22 protein-coding genes and 1 riboswitch are annotated in these 21,429 nt (G+C 51.1%); of the genes, 4 read left to right on the top strand and 18 right to left on the bottom strand.

The features are described 5' to 3' along the window. Positions 1-29: 29 nt before the first annotated feature. The 4 genes from ACTJJJ_RS21835 to nuoB all read right to left on the bottom strand — a co-directional run bounded on the left by ACTJJJ_RS21835 (position 30) and on the right by nuoB (position 4,772). On the bottom strand, positions 30-1,850 hold the full coding sequence (locus tag ACTJJJ_RS21835; RefSeq protein ID WP_188935604.1) for a hypothetical protein: 1,821 nt from the start codon (positions 1,848-1,850) through the stop codon (positions 30-32). Positions 1,851-1,911: 61 nt separating this feature from the next. Beyond that, the gene (locus ACTJJJ_RS21830) at positions 1,912-3,591 is read right to left on the bottom strand and encodes a hypothetical protein (RefSeq protein WP_440703024.1); all 1,680 of its coding nucleotides are present in this window, start codon (positions 3,589-3,591) and stop codon (positions 1,912-1,914) included. A gap of 98 nt (positions 3,592-3,689) precedes the next feature. Then, positions 3,690-4,232, bottom strand: coding sequence for an NADH-quinone oxidoreductase subunit C (locus tag ACTJJJ_RS21825; protein WP_440703477.1), 543 nt, complete (start codon positions 4,230-4,232; stop codon positions 3,690-3,692). A 9-nt stretch (positions 4,233-4,241) separates the two neighbouring features. Next, positions 4,242-4,772 (bottom strand): NADH-quinone oxidoreductase subunit NuoB, encoded by a 531-nt coding sequence (gene nuoB, locus ACTJJJ_RS21820; protein WP_188935601.1) that lies wholly within the window; start codon positions 4,770-4,772, stop codon positions 4,242-4,244. 131 nt (positions 4,773-4,903) lie between these two features. Here nuoB and ACTJJJ_RS21815 point away from each other — a divergent pair, with 131 nt between their 5' ends. Then, a complete protein-coding gene (locus ACTJJJ_RS21815; protein ID WP_426295764.1) occupies positions 4,904-5,647 on the top strand; it encodes a hypothetical protein in 744 nt (247 codons plus the stop codon). Position 5,648: 1 nt separating this feature from the next. On the opposite strand, the gene ACTJJJ_RS21810 is transcribed toward ACTJJJ_RS21815, so the two are convergent. Beyond that, positions 5,649-5,984 (bottom strand): helix-turn-helix domain-containing protein, encoded by a 336-nt coding sequence (locus ACTJJJ_RS21810; protein WP_188935597.1) that lies wholly within the window; start codon positions 5,982-5,984, stop codon positions 5,649-5,651. A 232-nt stretch (positions 5,985-6,216) separates the two neighbouring features. On the opposite strand from ACTJJJ_RS21810, the gene ACTJJJ_RS21805 reads away from it, so the two are divergent. Together ACTJJJ_RS21805 and ACTJJJ_RS21800 are read left to right on the top strand one after the other, a co-directional pair. Beyond that, on the top strand, positions 6,217-6,459 hold the full coding sequence (locus ACTJJJ_RS21805; RefSeq protein WP_188935595.1) for a hypothetical protein: 243 nt from the start codon (positions 6,217-6,219) through the stop codon (positions 6,457-6,459). Then, the gene (locus ACTJJJ_RS21800) at positions 6,456-6,863 is read left to right on the top strand and encodes a PIN domain-containing protein (protein ID WP_440703023.1); all 408 of its coding nucleotides are present in this window, start codon (positions 6,456-6,458) and stop codon (positions 6,861-6,863) included. Before ACTJJJ_RS21805 ends, ACTJJJ_RS21800 begins: the two co-directional genes overlap by 4 nt. A gap of 4 nt (positions 6,864-6,867) precedes the next feature. On the opposite strand, the gene ACTJJJ_RS21795 is transcribed toward ACTJJJ_RS21800, so the two are convergent. From ACTJJJ_RS21795 to thiS, 10 genes are all read right to left on the bottom strand, one after another. Then, positions 6,868-7,335, bottom strand: coding sequence for an NADH-quinone oxidoreductase subunit A (locus ACTJJJ_RS21795; protein WP_426295763.1), 468 nt, complete (start codon positions 7,333-7,335; stop codon positions 6,868-6,870). A 63-nt stretch (positions 7,336-7,398) separates the two neighbouring features. After that, positions 7,399-8,280, bottom strand: coding sequence for a sulfite exporter TauE/SafE family protein (locus ACTJJJ_RS21790; protein ID WP_440703022.1), 882 nt, complete (start codon positions 8,278-8,280; stop codon positions 7,399-7,401). Positions 8,281-8,455: 175 nt separating this feature from the next. Beyond that, positions 8,456-9,397: a nitrilase family protein gene (locus ACTJJJ_RS21785; protein WP_440703021.1), complete on the bottom strand. Its 942-nt coding sequence runs from the start codon at positions 9,395-9,397 to the stop codon at positions 8,456-8,458. A 73-nt stretch (positions 9,398-9,470) separates the two neighbouring features. Then, positions 9,471-10,277, bottom strand: coding sequence for an AraC family transcriptional regulator (locus ACTJJJ_RS21780; RefSeq protein ID WP_440703020.1), 807 nt, complete (start codon positions 10,275-10,277; stop codon positions 9,471-9,473). 8 nt (positions 10,278-10,285) lie between these two features. Then, positions 10,286-11,332, bottom strand: coding sequence for a molybdopterin-synthase adenylyltransferase MoeB (gene moeB, locus ACTJJJ_RS21775; protein ID WP_440703019.1), 1,047 nt, complete (start codon positions 11,330-11,332; stop codon positions 10,286-10,288). A gap of 78 nt (positions 11,333-11,410) precedes the next feature. Beyond that, positions 11,411-12,529 carry a 2-iminoacetate synthase ThiH gene (thiH, locus tag ACTJJJ_RS21770; protein WP_440703018.1) on the bottom strand — a complete coding sequence of 373 codons (1,119 nt, stop codon included), beginning with the start codon at positions 12,527-12,529 and terminating at the stop codon, positions 11,411-11,413. Next, the gene (locus ACTJJJ_RS21765) at positions 12,519-13,286 is read right to left on the bottom strand and encodes a thiazole synthase (RefSeq protein WP_440703017.1); all 768 of its coding nucleotides are present in this window, start codon (positions 13,284-13,286) and stop codon (positions 12,519-12,521) included. The genes thiH and ACTJJJ_RS21765 overlap by 11 nt, the downstream gene beginning before the upstream one ends. Continuing rightward, on the bottom strand, positions 13,280-14,686 hold the full coding sequence (locus tag ACTJJJ_RS21760; protein ID WP_440703016.1) for a thiamine phosphate synthase: 1,407 nt from the start codon (positions 14,684-14,686) through the stop codon (positions 13,280-13,282). The genes ACTJJJ_RS21765 and ACTJJJ_RS21760 overlap by 7 nt, the downstream gene beginning before the upstream one ends. Next, positions 14,686-16,578, bottom strand: a complete 1,893-nt coding sequence (gene thiC / locus ACTJJJ_RS21755) for a phosphomethylpyrimidine synthase ThiC (protein WP_440703015.1) — start codon at positions 16,576-16,578, stop codon at positions 14,686-14,688. The genes ACTJJJ_RS21760 and thiC overlap by 1 nt, the downstream gene beginning before the upstream one ends. Positions 16,579-16,627: 49 nt before the next feature. Further along, positions 16,628-16,831, bottom strand: coding sequence for a sulfur carrier protein ThiS (thiS, locus tag ACTJJJ_RS21750; RefSeq protein WP_440703014.1), 204 nt, complete (start codon positions 16,829-16,831; stop codon positions 16,628-16,630). A gap of 74 nt (positions 16,832-16,905) precedes the next feature. Next, positions 16,906-17,001: riboswitch (TPP riboswitch) on the bottom strand. A 142-nt stretch (positions 17,002-17,143) separates the two neighbouring features. Here thiS and ACTJJJ_RS21745 point away from each other — a divergent pair. Then, complete coding sequence (locus ACTJJJ_RS21745; RefSeq protein WP_019940819.1) at positions 17,144-17,647, top strand: GNAT family N-acetyltransferase; 504 nt, start codon at positions 17,144-17,146, stop codon at positions 17,645-17,647. A gap of 244 nt (positions 17,648-17,891) precedes the next feature. Here ACTJJJ_RS21745 and ACTJJJ_RS21740 read toward each other — a convergent pair whose 3' ends face one another. The 3 genes from ACTJJJ_RS21740 to ACTJJJ_RS21730 form a co-directional block, all read right to left on the bottom strand. Further along, positions 17,892-18,998, bottom strand: coding sequence for a bile acid:sodium symporter family protein (locus ACTJJJ_RS21740; RefSeq protein WP_440703013.1), 1,107 nt, complete (start codon positions 18,996-18,998; stop codon positions 17,892-17,894). A gap of 96 nt (positions 18,999-19,094) precedes the next feature. After that, positions 19,095-20,027 carry an RraA family protein gene (locus ACTJJJ_RS21735; protein WP_188935568.1) on the bottom strand — a complete coding sequence of 311 codons (933 nt, stop codon included), beginning with the start codon at positions 20,025-20,027 and terminating at the stop codon, positions 19,095-19,097. 103 nt (positions 20,028-20,130) lie between these two features. Then, on the bottom strand, positions 20,131-21,402 hold the full coding sequence (locus ACTJJJ_RS21730; protein ID WP_188935566.1) for an amidohydrolase/deacetylase family metallohydrolase: 1,272 nt from the start codon (positions 21,400-21,402) through the stop codon (positions 20,131-20,133). Positions 21,403-21,429 lie beyond the last annotated feature (27 nt).

Genomic DNA, 21,429 nt, shown 5'->3' with positions numbered 1-21,429 from the left:
ATCAGGTATTTATAAAACGAATTTGTGCGCTACTGAAAGGGGGCAATGGCCGGAGCGGAGATGTCGAAGTCGCGCAGGCGCAGCGGAACGTTGCCCGAAGTAGCGAAACGGGTAGGCGAGGAGAGCTCGGGGATATTGAGGTAATATCCGAAGCGCAACTGCAGGGTATTGAAAGCCAGGTTTTCATTCCGGAGGCGTAATCCGAGCCCGTACCCCTGGTAAAGCGGGCTCTTCCAAAGGTGCGGCACGCCATTCACCAACCCGATGTCTGCGAATACGAAATAGGCAATCCGGAAACCTAACAAGCTTTTGTCGGAGAAAAACACGGTTTCGGTGCCGATGGTCAGCTTTTTTGTTCCGATGAGCCGGTCGTTATTGATGCCCCGTATTCCCTGGTCGCCACTGATATTGAGGTAATCGAGGGGGTCCCGGTTGATCCCTTTTGCGAACCTTATATTGACAAACTGCCGGAAGAAGCTGTACCGGAACGGGATCAGGTTGCTGATATAGTTGATCTCTGCGCTGATCACCCCCTGTTGTGCCGTCCCGTTTTTGGAATACGTGCCCAAATTGGCCAGTGTGTACATATATCCCAGATTATGCGGCAGGTACTTGCCCGTAGCGAACTGAATGCCGCCATAGCCGCGCGCTCCGAACTCGGTACTTTCGCGCCCGATCGTTAATGCAAAAAGGCTGCCCACCGGCACGTCTTCCGTCCGCCCGAAGCCGTAGATTAAAACGTCCCGCTTATAGTTCCTGTTTGAAAACCCGAGGCTGATGAGCGTCGCCGTGCGATTCCAGTAATTCTTGTTGAGGTTGGGCGCTACCTCCGGGCGCTCATCGTAATTGTATTTATTATGCCTGAATGCAGTCACAATCCGCGAATTCTGGGCGAGTTTGCTGTCGGGAAAGGGGAACTTGAACGACCGCCCGATCCAGACATCGTAGTATTTGTAGTCGGTGCGCAAAAGTCGCAATGAATCGGTGGTTTCGACCTCCCGTTTGTACTGCCGCGTATTATAATGCCCGAGTTCCAGGGCACCTGCGTATTTGGTCTCCGTGGTAATGAAGCGACGGTACATCCGCACCGATTGTTCTTTCAAATCACGCTCGAAAATGAAGCTGGCCTGGGCCGTAATGAAGGTTTTGCCAATGTAGGGCACCGTGTAAATGGCCCTGAACTGGAAAGTCGAATCCCATTTGATGGCCGTTCGCTGTGAGTGCGTAGTCCCGCGGACGTTGATGTTTTCCAGCCCGAGCCTGAATTTTTTGAACGAACTGAAACTGCCTGAAAAATTGAGCGACCAGGAGTCCTGTATCAGCACCATGATGTCGGCCATCCAGGTTACGTCCTTTCGCGGTATAACAATGATACGCGCATCGACAAACATTCTGTTGGCACGCAACAAACGTTCCGTATCCTTTAATACATGCGCCTGGATGTCGTCGCCCTCCGAAAATAGCAGGAATGACTTTCGGATAATCCCTTCCCGGGTGTTGGTATGGACACTTTTACTTAAAAACCTTTCGAGCTGGTTTCCTTTCCGGGTGGTATCGTAAACCGATTCGCCGAGGATATTGAGCTGCCTGACGTAAATCTTCCGGATGACCATTCCCTCGTAAGGCGTAAACGGGTTCGTCTCGATTTCCTTCACCTCGGTCACCTTTCCCTGGTTGTATACATCCCTGAACAAGAGCCGGTAAACCGCGCGCGAAAACTTGGTTTTTGACATCCGTGCTTTGAGATTGGTGTAGCGGATACTGTCGCGGCTGTGCATTTCCAAGCTGTCGGGGTTTTGGGCCGACGCGGCGAAGGAAAGCATCAGAAACAACAGCAAATATCTACACATGGACTATCCGGATTCCAAATCAACTGTTTCTTAACGCAAACGCACCAATGCGAGGTATAACTTACTGCTGGCTGACCTCAATCAGTGCCTTGGCTGTCTTTTCCGTTTCGCTTGGTGCCGGAGCATTTTTAGTGGCAAACTTGCCGTTCGGCCTCACAATGGAGAATGTCGCGAAATCAAGCGGATTGAGCCTGAACAGCAAGTCCATCGCCTGACTGTCGTTTATCGACATATGAATGCCTTTTAACCTGTGTCTGACGATGTATTGCCTGAGAATTGCGTCGGAAACGGTATAATCGTCGGTAGAAAAATGCACGAACAAAAACACAATATCTTCGGGCACCCTGGCTTGCAAGGCAGGTATGAAATCCAGTTCTTCACGGCTTTTGGCATCCTCGATATTCCATTTGACGATGTATACGGTTTTCCCTTTCAGGCCATCCATAATGCCGTTGAACCAGGAAGTTCCCCGGTCGTTTGAAGCGGTAAGGTAGTAGCCGGGCAATGCTTCTGCCGGCGCGGTCCGCACATTTTTGAAATCCACCAGTTTCCTGATATTCGCGCTGTCTTTAACTTCCAGCTGCACAATTTCGTCGAGCGATTGTTTGAACTGCGAAATACCTGTCCGGGATTTAATATGGTTATTGAGCAGCAACTGTTGCGGGTAGGTGTATTTATAAAGATTTTTGGCGAGGTAACGGACTTTGAGGAATTCGGTAGCCGTACTGTCGAACAAATCTCCGTAAATGCGGCTCTCTCGTTCATAGTTAAACAACAGGTTTAAAACCAATTCGTTACGTGCGAAAAGTTTGTTCATAAAATCGAGTTCTCCCTTTTCGGCAAGGCCATTTGCTGTGATTTGGTTTAAATGCTGGCGATCGTCTGCCGAAAGGTTTTTCGAATTATCACGGATCAGCGCCGCCATGAGTTTCACTGGCAGAGAGTTCGTCCGGCTCGGATTATCGAATTTTTTACCCTCCACCAGCTGATCCGCGTAGTTGCCAAACCGGTTCGCCCATATCACCCGTTGCCCGGTCAGCGGAGCCCGGTCAAGCCGTTTCAGGCTGTCGAGCAATACCTTGCTGATCTGATATTGATTTCCCATTGCGTGTTCGTATAAAATCTGTAATTGCTCCTCGTCCGTCACTGACCTGACCCAGTTATACAACACGGGCGATGCCACCGTGTTCTGTGTAGCCGCTTTCACCGATCCAAGCCGAAATTCACCGCGGCTTTCCGCGATAAAGCGGGCATCGGAAGGGCTTTTCTCCCAGAATGACTTGAAAAATTCCGTACCCAAAGTCCTGCTGCTATTCAACCGCTGGTTTTCGGCAGCCAGGTATAAAGGATATTGATTATTGGCATCGGCATTGGCACCGGCGAAGTAAAACAGCTTTTTGGCCTTGCCGATTGAATCCCCGTTGAAGGTTATCTCAACAGTTCCCGGTGACCCGAGAAAGGTCGTGAATGCCTTTCCGGCGTAGTCCACATAGATTTCTTCCTGCGGGAATAGCATCGGAAGCGATACGCGAAAACTGCCGTCGGCCTGCAAATCGGCCTGTTTGCTCAACTCCGACTGCGGTTGCAGGATGTTATTACGTGAAAAAGTAATGAAAGGAGCCTGGCGATAAAGCCTGCCGTTGAGATTATTGATCCGACCCTTTATAATGAGGGAATCGGTGAGTGCGAATGCTGATTGCAAAAAGCCGAGGAAGAGGGCCGTCAGTAGGATGAAGCGCATGCGGGTGATCATTAAAATTTGGTAACGAAAAATAATGAGGCTTTTTCATGCTACCAAATATGTGCCATTATTTGCCCGAATGCACTGACACTATATTGTTACACTCTGTCGGGGTCGGAGGATGGTTCCAGGACCTTACCGTCTTCATAGCGGACGTAAATGCCGTGGTATCTTTCCTGTGCATTGTAATCCTTTCGAAGCGGATGCCCTTCCCAGTCCTCCGGAAGTAAGATCCGTCGCAGGTCGGGATGCCCATCGAAGGTGATGCCCATCAGGTCGAATGCCTCGCGCTCATGCCAGTCGGCTGTGCGCCAGATGTGACTCACTGTCGGTACGGAAGGTAAAGTGCCTTCGGCCGTATTTCTTGCAAAGACCGTTTTCAAGGCCAGGTCCGATCCGTAGGGGATCGAGGTGAGGTTATAAATCAGCTCCATCGTGTCGGCAGCGACGCCATGATCGATTGCCGTAATGCAGGCCAGGTAATCGAAATAGCATCTTTCGTCTTCATGCAAAAACCGGCAGACAGCCGCAATACCCTGCGCAGGTACTATTAATGCGGGTTGCAGGTTTTTAGTGTCCGGCGAAATAGCGTATTCCGGGAACTGACTGGTAACGATATCGGTGATTTCCTGAAAAGTGATCATAAGGGATTAGGATAAAACGGCTTGCTGGCCTGCGGCTTCCATTTCAAGAAACAGTTGGGGAGCGGCTTCCTGCTTGCCGCGGATTTTCTCCTGCAACTTCATAAAGCCGCCGATAAGCGCTTCGGGGCGGGGTGGACACCCGGGCACATATACATCCACAGGAATAATGCGGTCGACGCCCTTCACCACGTGGTAACCATGTTCCCAGTACGGACCGCCGCAGTTGGAGCAGCTTCCCATCGAGATCACATAACGCGGCTCTGGCATTTGCTCGTATAGCCGGCGGATGCGGTCGGCCATTTTGAAAGTAACGGTTCCGGCCACAATCATCACGTCCGACTGCCGCGGCGAAGGCCGTGGCATAATCCCGAAACGTTCTAGGTCGTAATTGGCCGCGTAGGTAGCCATCATCTCAATCGCACAGCACGCCAAACCAAAGCCCATTGGCCATAAAGACGACAGACGGGCCCAATTCATCAGGTCCTCCGCATTGGTCAGGATAATGCCTCCGTCGCCGGTTTTTATTCGCTCGCTCATGAATATTTTAAAGATGCCGGATTTTGGTACGGATATTGCTTGAAAATGCTATATCCACCTGCAAAACTAACCATATTTGGCAAGAATCGGTTTCAGGCGGCGTTACAAAACAAACACAACACTTCAACTATATGAAACATAAACTACTCATCAGTTTCCTGTTTTCGGCCTTTTGCATCGGAACGGCGTCGGCCCAGTCCGATTCCACCGTCAGGATCTTCAAAACCGGCATGGCGGTTTACGTAGAATTGGGCGTGATTCCCAACAACAAAACCTTGCGAGATCAGCTTTCGCGCCTTCAGGTAAAGCCGTTTACTTCGTTCATGGGCAATCTCGTGCTCGCACGTCGCACAGAATCAGAAAAATGGTTCTCGGAAACCAGGATCATCGTCATGAATAGCACCAATTACACCTCAGACCGTGACACGCGAAAGGCATACCTGAACGGCTTGGGCATCGGTACCGACGGTGGCCCGAAGCTCGTGAACAACGCGCGCTGGAACGTTACCATACCGATCGGCGCCGATTTTATGGTGTACAGGCTGAACATCAAGAGCAATGCTTCCGTGTCCGCGCAACAGCTGTTTAACAACCCATCGGCCTATCAGGCCGTGAAACTCTATACCGCCAATATTAATCTGCATGGCGGTATCGGGGTTGATTATAAAATGGATTTCTTGCCTAAAATCCACGAAAAAGTGTATCTGAGTGGCAAACTGACCTATCATCAGCCCATTCTCGGAAGGCGCAAATGGAAAGGCGACAACGTTACGGTCGACGATCTGTCACGGTTGAAAGTAAACCAGCTTTATGTACAACTTGGACTCGTGTTCTTCCCGCGCCCACACATGAAGAAATGGAGCGGAATGCACTAGGTCACGCGCCTTTCTTTTCGGCCAGCAGCGTACGTAACTGGTTTTCGAGTATTTTAATGTAAGTGTCCTTATCCATTTCGCTCAGCGATTCAGGCGAAAAATGCGCCACTGGAATGTCGCGAACGATTTGTTGCACAGGACGGTCGGTGATTAGCTCCGGCACCGTAGTGCTAAGGATTTCGGAGAGCCGTTTGAGGGTATTGACAGTGGGAGTGGCGTGTCCGTTTTCCAGCTCGTCGTATTGTTCTTCACTGATTTCGAGCGACGATGCCATGTTGGCCGTAGAAAATCCTTTTCTTTCCCGCTTTGTACGCAGGTTTTTTGCAAAAGCTTCCATATTGTTTTGTTGATGATGACGGAATGGTAACAAACCCGAAAAGTCGGCATTTTTTAAGTAACTGTCAATATAATTCAACAAAACAACCAAGCCATTCGATAATTTATGAGGTTGTTTATCAGAAAGTTATATATCTAAGGGGTTTGGAAAATACGAAGTTGTGCAATTCGTGGTTTTCCTGTAAATTGGAACCCGGGCCAATTGATTAGAGTTTTTCTTGAAAATGTAAATTATGGCACATTCGATCACCATTGAAACTCAAAGCGATAATGATTTTGCCTTGCTCAAAGGCCTTGCAGAAAGGCTGGGCCTGCCGGTGAAGGAAAGTCATGGATCTGAAGTGGCAGGAAGTACAGACCAGTATGCCGCGTTGAAGAGATTTGCAGGTAGCTGGCGAGGGGAAGAAACAGCTGAGGAACTGGAAGCCATCATTTATAATGCCCGCCACGATCAGCAACGCGACATAGAATTATGAGCTATCTTCTGGATACAAATATTTGTATTCACCTGTTCAAGGGGCATGAAGATCTCGAACGTAAAATAGAAGCAGTCGGGATCAGTTCTTGTTTTTTATCAGAAATCACGATTTTGGAGTTGATGTACGGTGTGGAAAACAGTGCGTCAAACCGACGTGAGGCTAACCGCGAAAACCTCAATTGGCTAAGGGCTGCATTTGCAGGCCGAATATTGCTGATAGGACAATGCTCTAACGAATATGCACGGCAGAAAGTCACTCTCAGGCAGGCCGGGCTTCCGACGGGGGAATTTGATTTGCTGATAGGATCTACAGCAATCGCCCACAATCTAACGCTGGTCACCCGTAATACGCGGGATTTTAAGAATCTGGTCCAGCTGAGGTTGGAAAACTGGATTGACTAGTTACCTACTTCTTATACCGTTCATTCACTTTCGCATACAAATCCGCGGGAACGGGGGACTTAACTTCTGGAATTTGTGGTTTGGGGAGGACCCAGTCGAGATAGCCTTTTGCCCAGGCGTAGGCGAGGCCGAGGATGAGGATGCCGATGAAAACGGTCATCTCGGCCATTGCAAACCAGCCCCATTGACCGTCGGTTTGTTCGATTAGTTCTTTATTTCCGAAAACGACCGCCCAGGGGAAAAGGAACAGTAACTCGACTTCAAACAAAACAAAAATCAGGGCTACGACGTAAAACCGCACGTTGAACTGGATGTTCGCGTTGCCAAGCGGATCTTCACCGGATTCGTACGTGGCTAATTTTTCTTCATTGGGATTATGCGGGCGAAGAAACTTCGCGATGGTTAGCATAACGCCGAGCAATATCAGCGCGGCGATGATGAAGAGCAGGATATAACCAAAATCGGTGAGCATAATAATGTGCCTGTTTTGTGCAAAACTAGGCAAATTGCACCGGATATCGCGAAAAGGCAGCTATTAAATGCTCAGCAGGATGGTGCGGATGCTAAGGCCGATCACCAGTACACCCACGAGCAGCATGAGCGGCTTGCGGTTGATCTTGCCCACGAGCATGGCGCCGAACGGAGCGGCCATTACGCCACCGACAATCAGTCCCAAAACAACTTTCCAGCTGTCGACACCCGTAAAAAGCATAAAAGTGATACCGCTGGCGAAAGCCACGGCGAATTCGGCAGCATTCACCGACCCGATCGTGTAACGCGGATCGCGGCCTTGGCCGAGCAGGGTAGAAGTAACGATCGGTCCCCAGCCACCGCCGCCAATCGAATCGAGGAAACCGCCTGTTGCAGCCAGGATACTGATACGTTTGGTTTTGTTTTTAACAAAATTCTTCTGCAATGCCTTGCGGATGATGATCACGCCGAGTACGAGCATGTAAAAAGCAATAAATGGCTTGATGACGTTGCCGTCGATGACATCAGACAGTAGGTAGGCGCCTGTAATTGAGCCTAATACGCCGGGTATAAGCAGGCTTTTAAACAGTTTTTTGTTGATATTCTTAAAACGGAAATGCGAGATTGCGGAGGCGCCGGTTGTGAACATTTCTGCGAAATGCACGCTTGCGCTGCTTACCGCGGGCGTGACGCCGAGGCTCAGCAAAAACGAGTTGGAAGTTACGCCATAAGCCATTCCCAATGCCCCGTCCACGAGCTGCGCCGCCAGGCCCACCAGCACGTACAACGCAAATTCGCCTGTCAGGAAGCCGGTAACCTCTTCGGTGTTGATGCTGATGACGCCATTGGTCAGGAGCAGCCCCAGCAGCAGCAGAATGGCCGCAGCCGGAACGATATACCAGGTCGGCGACGAGGGCAGTTTAAGCGAGAGCACTTTGGCAAGCATTACCGTGAATTTTAGAATTTTGGAATATAGAGTTTACAAAAATAGCAAAACTATTTAATCTACGTAATTGATAGATTATTAAATTTTACTTAAAACCCTGAATCGTTGCTTGCCAATTGGCTCGTTTACACTCTGATGAAGATTATTTACTGGGTCGATTCAACCAATTTAGTTTTTACAGCCAAACCACCCTTTGCTCAGAAACATGCCCCTGTCCGAGAATATCCCGGTAAAGCTCCGGCCTGCGGGCCTGAATGTAACGATGGCCGCCCGCTTGCTGCAGTTTCTCGGGTATCAGTGTGGCGACGGTGAAATCGTTGTCGAGTTTCCGGCATTCGGCGATGATGTCTCCGAATGGGTCCAGGATCATGGAACAGCCGTTTTTAAGCTGGTCGTCGTCCATTCCTATCGGATTTGAGAAAATGGCGTAAATGGCATTGTCGTAAGCACGGGCGGGGAGCCATTTCATGAGCCAGGCCCTGCCTTTAAGGCCGTCGAACTCCTGGCGAAGCGAGGTCGGATCGGCTTCGCGATTGTGCCAAAGGGCAGGGTCGACAAATCCGGCTCCCGGGCGCGTGGAGGGGGTGCACATGGTCACATGAGGCATGAAAATGACGTCGGCACCCAGCAATTTCGTAGCTCGGACGTTCTCGATAATGTTGTTGTCGTAGCAAATGAGCATGCTGCATTTCCAGCCAAAAAGGTCAAAAATTACATATTCATTGCCAGGGGTGAGGTGCGGATTAATGAATGGGTGCAGTTTCCGATACTTCGCAACAAGGCCGTTTTGGTCGACACAAACGTAGCCCTTGTACATATTATCGTTGGCATCTTTCTCGAACAAACCCGCAAGGACCACAATATGATGCTCCGCCGCAATGTCCTGCAAGGCGCGAATGCTGGGACCGTCGGGAATAGGTTCGGCAACTTCGAGCAGCTGCTCGCGTGATAGTTGCCGCGCAAATGTGTAGCCGGTGATCGAGCATTCATGGAATGCAATGACGTCTGCACCTGCTTTGGACGCATCTCCTGCGAGCTGGCGGATTACGCTAAGGTTGTACGCTTTGTCACCGCTTTTGTTTTCAAACTGGGCTGTTGCAATTCTGATCGGTTTCATAGCTTCGCTTTTTTACTCAAAAGTAAATGCACGGATCGTACATGTATTGTACAAACCCGACAAGCGGCGAAAACTAATGAGCGAGGCGGATCAAATTGGCGGCGAGGACATTCGGAGGGCTGAGGTACTGGCCGGGCGTGAGCCCCGACAGCCCCTTCATCTCGCGGATAAGATGTGCCTGGTCGAAGAAGCCGGACTCACAGGCTATCCCGGCTAAGGACAAATAGCCGGATCTTTTTCGCAGCATTCGCAGCGCATATTGCATGCGCGTGATGCCCGCGTACCGTTTCGGCGAGATACCGATATGTTCTTCAAATTTGCGTTGAAGCTGGCGTTCTGTCGTGCCGGTTAACGCGGCTAGCCGTGCGACCGGAACCAGGCCATTTTGAGTATGGATAATGTTAACGACATGGGTTACCAGGGCATTACTGCTATTGAAATCCGCCAATTGGGACAATAAAAATCGCTCCGCCGCCCGGATTTTATCATGAATGACAAATGAAGTGGCGATTTCATCATTTACTAAGGCCACATCGGTTTTGAAACAATCTTCGCATCCGACTATCTGGTTTCGCAACTCCGATGCTGGCATTTTAAGCAATGCCGCTGCCCCGAAAGGATGAAGTACGGCAATGAGCAACCGGATGCTTCCCTGTGCCCAAACGTTGCGGTATCTATCGAGCTGACCGTATAAAAAGCAGGCAGGCAGGCTTGCAGACGCTGAATGCATTTCATTTTGATAAAAAAGCGCGTCGCCATAATTGAACACCACTCCCGTGTTTCCATCCGAAAATATCCGCATAGCCGATTTCGCGTCACTTTCTATGACCAGAAAATGCCGCACAATGCCGGAAAGGAGGGGTGTCGGTTTGATCTGCATTGCATTGACTACCAGTGTTGCGCCCAGAAGCCCTGACCTTCGTAACCGCTTTGTGCAAGCAGTTTGGCTGCCTGCAAACTCCGCTTGCCGCTGTTACAGTAGAAAACGATTTTTTTTCCAGCAGGGAAATGGCCGATACTTTCGGGGATTTCGGATAGCGGGATATTTTCGCCCCCGAAATTGTCCGCTTCAAATTCGTAATATTCACGGACATCCACAAGTAATACCTGGTCGGGATCAGCTATTTGCAAGGCTTCGAACTCATCATAAGAAATCTCACGCGTATCGTCTCCGACAGATGGCTGTGGTGCCCGAGCACCCGGAGACTTTGAAGGAATTGCGGTTTCCGACCTCGAAAACTGGAAAATCGTGTGATTGTTTGAAAGGGTATTGATGACCAGTAGTTTGCCAGATAACGGCTCCCCGATCCCGACAATAATCTTGATCGCCTCATTCGCCATGTAAGTACCGATAATGCCCGGCAATACACCCATTACTCCCGCTTCTGCACAATTGTCACCCTCTTCGGCGTCTGGGAAAAGGCAGCGGTAGGTGGGGCCACCCTGATAGTTGAATACCGAAACCTGGCCTTCAAAACGCAGGATAGAGCCGAACACGAACGGCTTATTCAATTCCACACAAAAATCATTAACGAGATAGCGTGTTTCGAAATTGTCGGAACCATCTATGATCAGGTCGTAACCATTAAGCAGGTCTGCAGCGTTTTCGGCAGTCAGCCGGTCGGGGTAGGCGGTGAGACGAACGAATGGATTGAGCACCGAGAGTTTCTCGACTGCGGTAATGGCTTTGTTTTTACCAATATCATCAGCAGAGTACAGTATTTGCCGGTGCAGGTTGGTGAGTTCCACGGTATCATCATCAATAATGGCAATTTCACCGACACCCGCCGCAACCAGGTATTGCAGGACCGGACAGCCCAGCCCGCCTGCACCCACGACGGCCACTTTACCGGCACGGAGCTTTTCCTGTCCGGTTAGGCCCATTTCCGGCATGATGATCTGCCTGGCGTATCGTTTGCGTTCGATTGGGGTCATGTTAATAAGTGGATGAGTCAATGAGTGAATGAATGACCGGGTCGCCGCGCGATGACCGAATAGACTTTATTCAATCATTCAGTCATTCAAAATTAAACCAGCGTCCCAATCCTTCCAAACCGGCTCATAACCCGCGTTGCGGATCATTCGGGCGATTTCGGCGGGCGTTCTTTCGTCCGATATCTCGAATTGTTCGAGGGATTCGGGTTCGACCGCATAGCCGCCCGGATTAGTTTTGGAACCAGCGCTGATGGATGTTACACCGAGTTGGATGCAATGGTTCCTGAACTTCTCGGATTCGCGCGTGGAAAGCGATAGTTCGACTTCCTCGTTGAAGATCCGGTAAGCACAAATGAGTTGCACCAGCTCCCGATCGCTCATTTCTACTTTTGGTTCGAGGCCGCCGGAAAAAGGCCTGAGCCTCGGGAAGGAAAGACTGTAACGGGTTTGCCAGTAAGTTTTCTCAAGGTAGTTTAAATGTAATGCGGTGAAAAAACTGTCGGTGCGCCAGTCTTCCAGACCTATTAATACCCCTAAACCCATCTTGTGAATGCCCGCTTGTCCGAGCCGGTCGGGCGTTTCGAGGCGATAGTTGAAGTTTGCTTTTTTACCCTTCGGATGATGTTTACGATAATCTTCCTGGTGATAGGTTTCCTGATAAACCAGCACCGAATGCAGTCCGAGCGGGATCAGTTCTTCATATTCATCACGGTCGAGTGGCTGCACTTCCATCGATACCTGTGCGAAATGCGGGCGGATCGATTGCAGGACTTTTTTGAAGTATTCGACATGAACGGTTTGATTCGCCTCGCCCGTAACCAGCAGTACATGCTCGTAACCCATGCCTTTAATCACTTCCACTTCTCGAAGGATCTCACGGTCGGTCAGCGTGCGGCGGCGTACCTTGTTGTCCAGGCTGAACCCGCAGTAGGTACATATATTGGTACATTCATTGGACAAATACAGCGGCACATACATTTGAATGGTATTGCCAAAGCGCTTGCGCGTCAATTCGCGGCTCAGCCTCGCCATCGGTTCCAGGTATGCGGCGGCGGCAGGGGAAATCAGCGCTTTGAAGTCTTCTAATGTTCTTTTCGGCGCGGTTAATGCCCTTTCCACATCTGCGGCCGTTTTGGAATAAATCTCTTCCTTGACGGTATTCCACGAGTGCCGCGCAAATTCTTCTTTAAAGCTCATCCAGAAATGCGGTTAAAGGGCTGCTAGCCTCAGCCAGGTTACTTTTAGAACCTAATCTCGCTTCGTAAGCTATCCTTCCCGACAGCACGGCCAATTTAAATGCCTCGGCCATCGCCACCGGATCACCGGCCACGGCAATTGCGGTATTCACCAGCACGGCGTCGGCCCCTATTTCCATCGCTTTCGCCGCATCCGAAGGCGCACCTATACCAGCATCCACTACCACCGGGACTTTGCTCTGTTCGATGATAATTTCAAGGAAATCGATGGTTTTCAATCCCTTATTGCTGCCAATCGGTGAGCCCAGCGGCATTACCGCCGATGCGCCGGCTTCTTCCAGCCGTTTGCAAAGAACCGGATCGGCGTGTATGTAAGGCAATATTACAAAGCCGAGTTTGGCAAGTTCCTCGGTAGCCTTCAATGTCTCGATAGGATCGGGCAGGAGGTACTTCGGGTCGGGATGGATTTCCAGTTTCAGCCAGTTGGTTTCCAATGCCTCCCGCGCGAGCTGGGCCGCGAAAACCGCTTCTTTCGCCGTGCGCACGCCGGATGTGTTGGGCAGCAAATGGATGTGGTTGTGGGCTAAATGGCTGAGAATATCATCGCCCGCGTCGTGAACATCTACGCGGCGTAATGCAACTGTTACCAGCTCGGAGGCGGAGGCGAGCAATGCCTCTTCCATCAACTGAGCCGAGCTGAATTTGCCAGTGCCGGTAAAGAGCCTGGATCGAAATGTTTTATCTGCAATGGTTAGCATAACGCTTGTTGGATTTGATGATATGTGTTTTGGGGATCAGCCGCGCCGATCAATGCCGCGGACATGGCCACGCCATGAATGCCAGCTTCGCGAAGGTTGCCGATGTCGTCAGGCGTAATACCGCCGATGGCGATAATGGGCGTAGAATGACCGGCCTGCCGCATTCGGTGTATGAATGTTTGATATCCCCCGATGCCGAGAATTGGACTGAGATTTTGCTTGGTATTCGTAAACCGGAACGGCCCGAGCCCGATGTAATCAGCCCCTTCATGCACCCGCCGCACGATGTCTTCCCAGGTATTGGCCGTACCGCCGATCACTATTTTCTCCCCCGCAAGCGCGCGCGCCTCGGGTACGGGCATGTCCGTGAGGCCAAGGTGCAGGCCATGGGCTTCGACGGCCAGGGCAACGCGGGGGAAATCGTTAATAATGAGTCTGGCGCCATAACTATCGCATAGCTGCTTAGCTTCCCGGGCGATAGGAAGCACCTCATCTTCTGGGCGGTTCTTCACCCGCAGCTGAATCCACCGGCAACCCGCTTCCAGGGCAAGGCGGATGCTGTCGATGTGCGACATGTTGCTGGTTTCATTGGAAATGAAATGCAATTTATCTACAAAACCAGATTTATACTTTTGCTCCTGATCCGCCGGTTGAAACTGCGGGCAATCGAGTGCTTTTGCCTGGGGGTACTCCGCTTCAGCGGCCGCATAGCGCAACTGACTGTCTTCACCCCCAACCCCAGGTTTTAACCCGGGGCCGGTACCGATCCCCCTGTCGCCGGGTTTTAACCCGGGCCTTGTGGCCAGGGCTGAGGCAAGTACCCGGAACTCCGCAAGTGCATTTGCCGTATTCGTCCATATTGCACCCAGTACCGCCACACCGTCGAACCCAAGAGAAGCGACAAGATCAAGTTTGGTACCGTCTATTCCTCCCAATGCGATCAGCTTCCCGGGGAAATTGAACCGTTCCAATCGGAAACCATTCGTTAACACAGTCTTATAATTTTTCTTTGAAATACTATCAAAAACCGGCCCCAGGAATGCATAGTCAAAGCAGTGGGAAAGCTGTTCCAGATCAGCAGGATCGTGTAGCGAAGTGCTGAGCATGTTTCCACTGCTTTTCAGTGCTTCCAGCGTTTCCAGGCTCTGCGACAGCCTGTTGGTTTCCGTAAAATGCAGGCCGGTAATTCCAAACTCGCCTGCCAGTGCATGATGCTGATGCAAAGCAATGCGTTCGCAGAACTGCGGATCGATCTGTTTGAGCAGTGCACGCAGCTCCGGCGCCGTCGACTCAGGTTTACGCACATGCAGGCGCGTGAGCCCGTGTGCGAGAAGCTGGTTGATCATCCCAGCCTCCCCGGGTAGCATTTCCGGATGTGTTATGACAATCAATTCTTCCATTACAAATAAATTTCACTGCCCCTCTCCGCAAACTCCCTGGCTTTCTGTTGCATTCCTTCGCTGACCGCTTCTTCCGTCCCCAGCCCGTTTTCCTCCGCATAGTCGCGCACATCCTGGGTGATCTTCATCGAGCAGAAGTTAGGGCCGCACATTGAGCAGAAATGCGCGATTTTGGCTCCTTCGGCAGGAAGCGTTTCGTCGTGGAATTCACGAGCGGTATCCGGGTCGAGGGAGAGGTTGAACTGGTCTTCCCATCGGAATTCGAAGCGGGCTTTGCTCAATGCATTGTCGCGGTACTGCGCGCCGGGGTGGCCTTTGGCGAGGTCGGCGGCGTGGGCGGCAATCTTGTAGGTGATCACGCCGTCTTTTACATCTTTTTTATTGGGTAATCCCAAATGCTCCTTCGGTGTTACGTAGCAAAGCATGGCGGTACCGAACCAGCCAATCATGGCCGCGCCAATCGCCGAGGTAATGTGGTCATAACCCGGTGCAATATCGGTCGTCAGTGGTCCAAGCGTGTAGAATGGCGCTTCGTGGCAGTGCTGCAACTGCTTCTCCATATTCTCCTTGATTAAATGCATCGGCACGTGTCCGGGGCCTTCGATGATGGTTTGCACGTCATGTTTCCAGGCGATTTTGGTCAGTTCGCCCAGTGTTTCGAGTTCCGAGAATTGCGCTGCGTCGTTGGCGTCGGCAATGCTGCCGGGACGCAGGCCGTCGCCGAGTGAGAATGCCACGTCGTAAGCCTTCATGATCTCGCATATTTCCTCGAAATGCGTGTACAGGAAGTTCTCTTTATGATGCGCAAGGCACCATTTTGCCATAATTGACCCGCCGCGCGAAACAATTCCGGTAATGCGTTTGGCGGTCAGCGGAATGTAGCGCAGCAGTACGCCCGCATGGATTGTGAAGTAATCCACACCCTGTTCGGCCTGTTCGATTAATGTATCGCGGAAAAGCTCCCAGGTCAGATCTTCGGCTTTACCGTTTACTTTTTCCAAAGCCTGGTAAATGGGCACGGTACCGATCGGTACGGGCGTGTTGCGGATGATCCACTCGCGCGTTTCGTGGATGTTCTTGCCGGTCGACAGATCCATGATGGTATCCGCACCCCAGCGGCAAGCCCACACGGCTTTTTCCACCTCTTCTTCAATGCTCGACGATACGGCCGAGTTCCCGATATTGGCATTGATCTTCACCAGGAAGTTTCGTCCGATGATCATCGGTTCGCTTTCAGGGTGGTTGATGTTCGAGGGGATTACCGCTCTTCCCGCGGCTACCTCCTCTCTCACAAACTCAGCGGTAATGTGGCTTTTAGGCGTATTTGCCCCGAAGCTGTGGCCCGCGTGCTGGTGTGCCAAAGCGCCTGCCTTGCCATTCAAAGACGCCAAGTGCAAGTCGATTCGCTGGTTTTCGCGGATGGCAATGTATTCCATTTCAGGTGTGATAATGCCTTTTTTGGCATAATGCAGCTGGGAAACGTTCATTCCGGCTTTGGCGCGCAATGGCTTCGCATTATGTGCGAACCGCAAGTGATCCAGTTTTGCATCGGCGAGGCGCATCCGGCCGTATTCAGAAGAAATCGTTTCCAGCTCCTCCACGTCCCCGCGACCGCGTACCCACTCCGCACGTAATGCGGGAAGGCCTTTCTTGACGTCTATTTCAATATTCGGGTCGGTATAGGGGCCGCTGGTGTCGTAAACGGTAACCGGTTCATTAGGCTCGCTCGCGCCTGGTTTTCCCGGACGCGCGCCGCCGTGAATGCGCGTATTAGTCAGCGAAATCTCGCGCATTGCTACTGAAATGTCATGGATCTGCCCTTTAACATATATTTTCTGCGAATTTGGAAACGGGGCACGCGTGATGGTTTCCGGCGTTTTTTCTGTCTTCATGATCATGTTTTCAGGTTTTAAAAATGGTGGGATACAGGACAATGCAATGCTAGCCGCCTTGCGTAGCGGTAATGAGCGTGATCTGGTCGTTGGGGGAAAGCTGGCGGATGGGCCAGTCGGATTTCGGGACTACCGATTGGTTGATGGCCACGGCGATGCCCTTGCCGTTAGCCGAAAATAGTTCGGATACGAGCTGCCCTACCGTGTAAGGGTCGGCGATTTGCTTTGCCTGGCCGTTTAGGATGATTTCCATTCCTGGTTCAGTTTTTTAAATACAAAAAACCTTAGGAATGGACCGGTGACGAAAGAATAGACGGAGCTACGTGCACGGTAACTGCTGCTTTTCCCTTCGGCAGTACTAGCTGCATCAGGTTCAAAGGGTATGATCTCAGTCCGCATGTCGGGACACCCCTAAAGTTGAAGCAAAGCTATTCGAAATTCATGATTTTCAAAAGAATTAGAAAAAAACGTAAGACGGAACGTGGATAAGACGTGAAATTTTTTAAAATATTAAGGTATTTTTGACCCTAATATAAAAACCTGTATAACGACCTGCTTTATTTTGATGGATTTGATCATCAGAAGTGCTGCTCCTAAGGATCTGCCTTCGCTGTTGGAAATAATCAACCACGCTATTCTGAACACCACGGCTATTTATGACTACGAACCCCGGACCTTGGAACAACAAAAGGCCTGGTTTGAACAGATGTTCTATGACGGAATGCCGGTGATCGTAGCGGAATTGGAAGGCGAAGTAATCGGTTATGGGTCCTATAATATTTTCCGCCCGAAAATCGGGTACAAATTCAGTGTAGAGCATTCGATTTACCTCGACGAGAAGTCGCGCGGAATGGGCGTGGGCGGGAAGTTGCTCGGTAGCCTTATCCAGCGTGCGAAGGAATCGGGCCTGCATACGATGATCGGATGTATCGATGCTTCAAACCGTGCTAGTATTGAATTTCACAAGAAATATGGGTTTGTGGAGAAGGGATATCTCAAAGAGGTAGCCTATAAATTTGACCAGTGGCTGGATTTGGTTTATATGCAGCTTTTGTTGGAAGAGGATTGAAAGGAGGAAAGGGAGAATGGAGAATGGAGAATGGAGAATCGAAAAATGTCAGTCTTAGCGAACCGGGCGGTCGAAGACAGTCCGTACGGTGAAATTGCAACGTTGTACTAGTGCTTCGACCGCCCCGGCGGCCCGGTTCGCTCAGCATGACAAAACTTGACAACACTTGACTATTATTGACCACACTGAACAACACCTGACAATACGAAACGAGGCGCAGCTTAAGACTGCGCCTCGTTTTCTTTTAATGGGCTCTGCCCGTTTCTACGTAAGTTTCTTCATCGCCGGTGGGCTTGCCTTGCCACCAGGAGGCGAGTATGGAGCCGGTAATGTTCATCAACGGCCCGAAAATGGCCGGGGCGAGGCCCACGGTGGCCATTTTACCCATTTCCTTCGCGATACCGGAAGCTAATCCGCCATTTTGCATGCCTACTTCAATGGCTATCGTACGGCAATCGCGCTCGCTCATGCGGAACAGGCGGCCCGACCAGTAGCCGAGCGTGTAACCCGAGAGGTTGTGGATCAATACGAGCAACAGCAATGCGGGACCGATCGACAAAAGGCTGTCGCGGCCGGCAGCGGTGATGATCACGATGATGAACGCGATCCCACCCATCGAAACCAGCGGCATAGCAGCGTCCAGCCATTTCACTTTTCCGCTGAACAGCTTGTTGAAGACCAATCCCGCGCCGATCGGAATGATCACCATTTTAATAATATCCCACATCATATGCAAAGTGTCGATCTGCACGAAAGCGCCTGCAAGCAAGCTCATGAGTACCGGTGTTACCAACGGCGCGAGCATGGTTGAAATGGCAGTAATGGTAATAGACAATGCCAGGTTCGCTTTCGCGAGGTAAGAGATCACATTGGAAGCCATTCCGTTGGGTGAGCAGCCGATGAGGATGATACCCGCCGCGATTTCAGGTGGGAAGCCGCTGATGTTCGCCAATGTATAGCCGATGGTCGGCATAATGATAAAGTGGCTCACGACGCCGATAAGCACACCTTTTGGCATTTTAACTACCCCTACAAAATCGCCGAAGCTCATGGAAGTCCCCATCCCGAACATGATGATCTGGATCAATGGGGTAATGAGGGTCGAAAGTTTGAATTCACCGACGGTGAGGAAGTGCTGCGGGTAGTACAATGCCGTGGTTACCGCCGCGAAAATGACGGTGGTATAGGTAAAACCTTTCAATTTTTCATAACCTCTGAAACTGATGGCAAGCGACAGGAAGAATGCAATAAAGAAGGGGCCGGCGGAGGGGAGGCTTCCGGTGAAAGCGAGGTAGAGCGCTATCAGCAGGCAAACCGCGGCGACGCCGGATAGAAGCTTGTAAATATTCATATAAATGTATTTAAAATGCAATTTTAAAAATGCGAAAGAAAAATCCTGTCAGTTTTACCAAACAGGAAATGCTGAAAACCAGTCCGGATTACTCGTTTACCAGGTTCTTTTTTTCATGTATTCGTCGAGCTCCGAACGCTTCATGGGGATTTCGTTCGGGTTTTTATCAAGCCATTTGAGGAAGTCGTTTTTCAGCGTGTCAGTCCATTGGCTGTCGATCTGGCCGGGGGTGTATTTGCCTTCTTTCAGCATTTGAATACCGAATTTGTCACGCAATGCGATGAACTCGGCAGTTTGCACCACTTTCTCGACCATGTGCGCAGGCACGAAGATCACCCCTTCTTTTTTAGCCAAAACCAAATCGCCTGGAAGCACCACCGCGCGGCCGATGCGGATAGGGGTATTGATGCCGGTCACCACAGCATCTTTGAGGTAGGATGGATCGAAATCACGGACGAATGCGTTGAAACCCGGGATTTTTGAGAGGCCGTCGAGGTCGCGTACGGAGGCGTCGAATACTACGCCATTGCCTGTTTTCGCGAAAATGGAGTTGGCAAGGTTATCGCCGATCAGTGTTCCTTCCACGATTTTGCCCATGCCGTCGGCTACATATACGTCGCCTTTGCTGAGCATGTCGATCGGCCAGGAATTGGTATTGCCGATGCGGCCCTGTTTGCCACCGCGGTCTTTGATATTCTTTTCAATATCCGGGCGTGATGGCATGAACTGGGCGGTTAATGCGCGGCCGGCGATCACCACGTCGTCGTGCACGATTTTCCAATTGCCTTCGAACTGGCAGTTATAGCCTTCGTTTTTGAGTACTACCCAGGCTTCTTCGATATTGATTTCCTTCGCGCGGCGGACGAGGTCGTCGGAGATTTTCGGGCGGCCATCGGGGAAGCGTTCGCCTTTCCATTCGGAGGTCAGGAAAATCAGTTCTTCTTTCGGCATAGTCTGTGCCTTCGCGGTTTGCAGACCTCCGAAGGTTAAGGTCAGGATCGTCGTTAAAGAGAGAATCGGTAGTTTCATAAGACAAGAAAAAGTACGGCAGGGATATATTGAGTAGGTGAAATTAGGCAAAATATCAATGGAAGCCCCGCCCGGTGACATCGCTAGGGCTCCCATTGTCAGGTTATCTTCTCGAAACGACGATCGGGTTGGTCAGGCCGTTCAGGTCGTACACGACACGTCCTGCGCGGATGGTTACTTCGGCTTCGAGTTTCTGCTTGCCCTGTACCTTGGCGCCGGTATAATCGAAGAAACCGAATGTGCCGGTGTCGTTCATCTGGAACTTGCCGTCGAGCACACGCAACACGGACACGTCCGCACGAGAGCCTGCCGAAAGGTTACCCAGCTCTTCGCGGTGAATGGCTTGCGCAGGCGCCCAGGTGCTGGCTTTGATCACCGCCGGCAGGTCCATACCCATAGCGAGGAATTTGGACATGACATTGAGCATATCCTTCATCGCGTTGTTCATGCTGCCGGTGTGGATGTCGGTACTGATGGTGTTGGGGTAAAAACCGGTTTTGATGGCCGGGATCGCCTGCGAGAATGCAAAGCTGATACCGCCGTAGCCTACGTCGAAAATGATCCCTTTTTTACGTGCTTCATACACGAATGGCTTCACTTTGCCCGCTTTCACGTCCACGATCGGTTCGCGGCTGGCGAGTTGCCCGAAGCAGTGGGTGAAAATGTCGCCGGGGCGGAGGTGCTTCATGAAAAGCTCTTCAATGGGCAAAACCGGCTGGCTGCCACCGAAATCGATCATGACCGGGATGTTGGCAAGCTTGCCGGCCTCCACGGCACGGTCGGTAGGCGTCCAGTTGTAGCCGTTGAAGTGGGCAAGTTTGATGCCCACAATGTATTCCGGATATTCTTTTGCCACTTTGGCGGTAGCCGCGGCGTCCATATCCTCTACGTTCTGCTCGTATGTGCCACCGCGCATCCCTTCGCCTACGATGTTCAGGAACGAGAGTACGCGGGTGCGGGAGGCGTCGATGGTTTGTTTCTTGAAATCAGGGAACGACTTCCAGCCGGCGCAGCCCGCGTCGACCACCGTGGTAACACCGGTACGGAACGTGAAACCGTCGGGTGGGAGGGCATTAGGGCCATTGCTGTAAGTTTGGTCCATTTTCGTGCCGAAGAAGTTGTGCGAGTGCATGTCGATCAGGCCGGGCGTTACGAAAAGCCCTTTGGCATTCACCACCTGCACGCCTTCCTTGGCGTCGATGTTTTTGGCGACGAGCATCACCGTATCGCCTTTCAGCGCGACGTCCATGATGCTGTTGATATTGTTTTTGGGGTCAATGACGTGACCGCCCTTTATCACGATTGAATATTTCTGAGCGTTTGCCATGCCTGCACAACAGATTAGTGCGGCGGCAATGAATACTTTTTTGATCATGGTTTTTGGTTTAGGAAAAGCTGTTAT

It is taken from the genome of Dyadobacter sp. 22481 (genome assembly GCF_052044875.1).
GTDB lineage: Bacteria > Bacteroidota > Bacteroidia > Cytophagales > Spirosomataceae > Dyadobacter > Dyadobacter endophyticus.
Note: the sequence above shows the minus strand (reverse complement) of the source record. Positions and strands in the feature narration are given on the sequence as shown.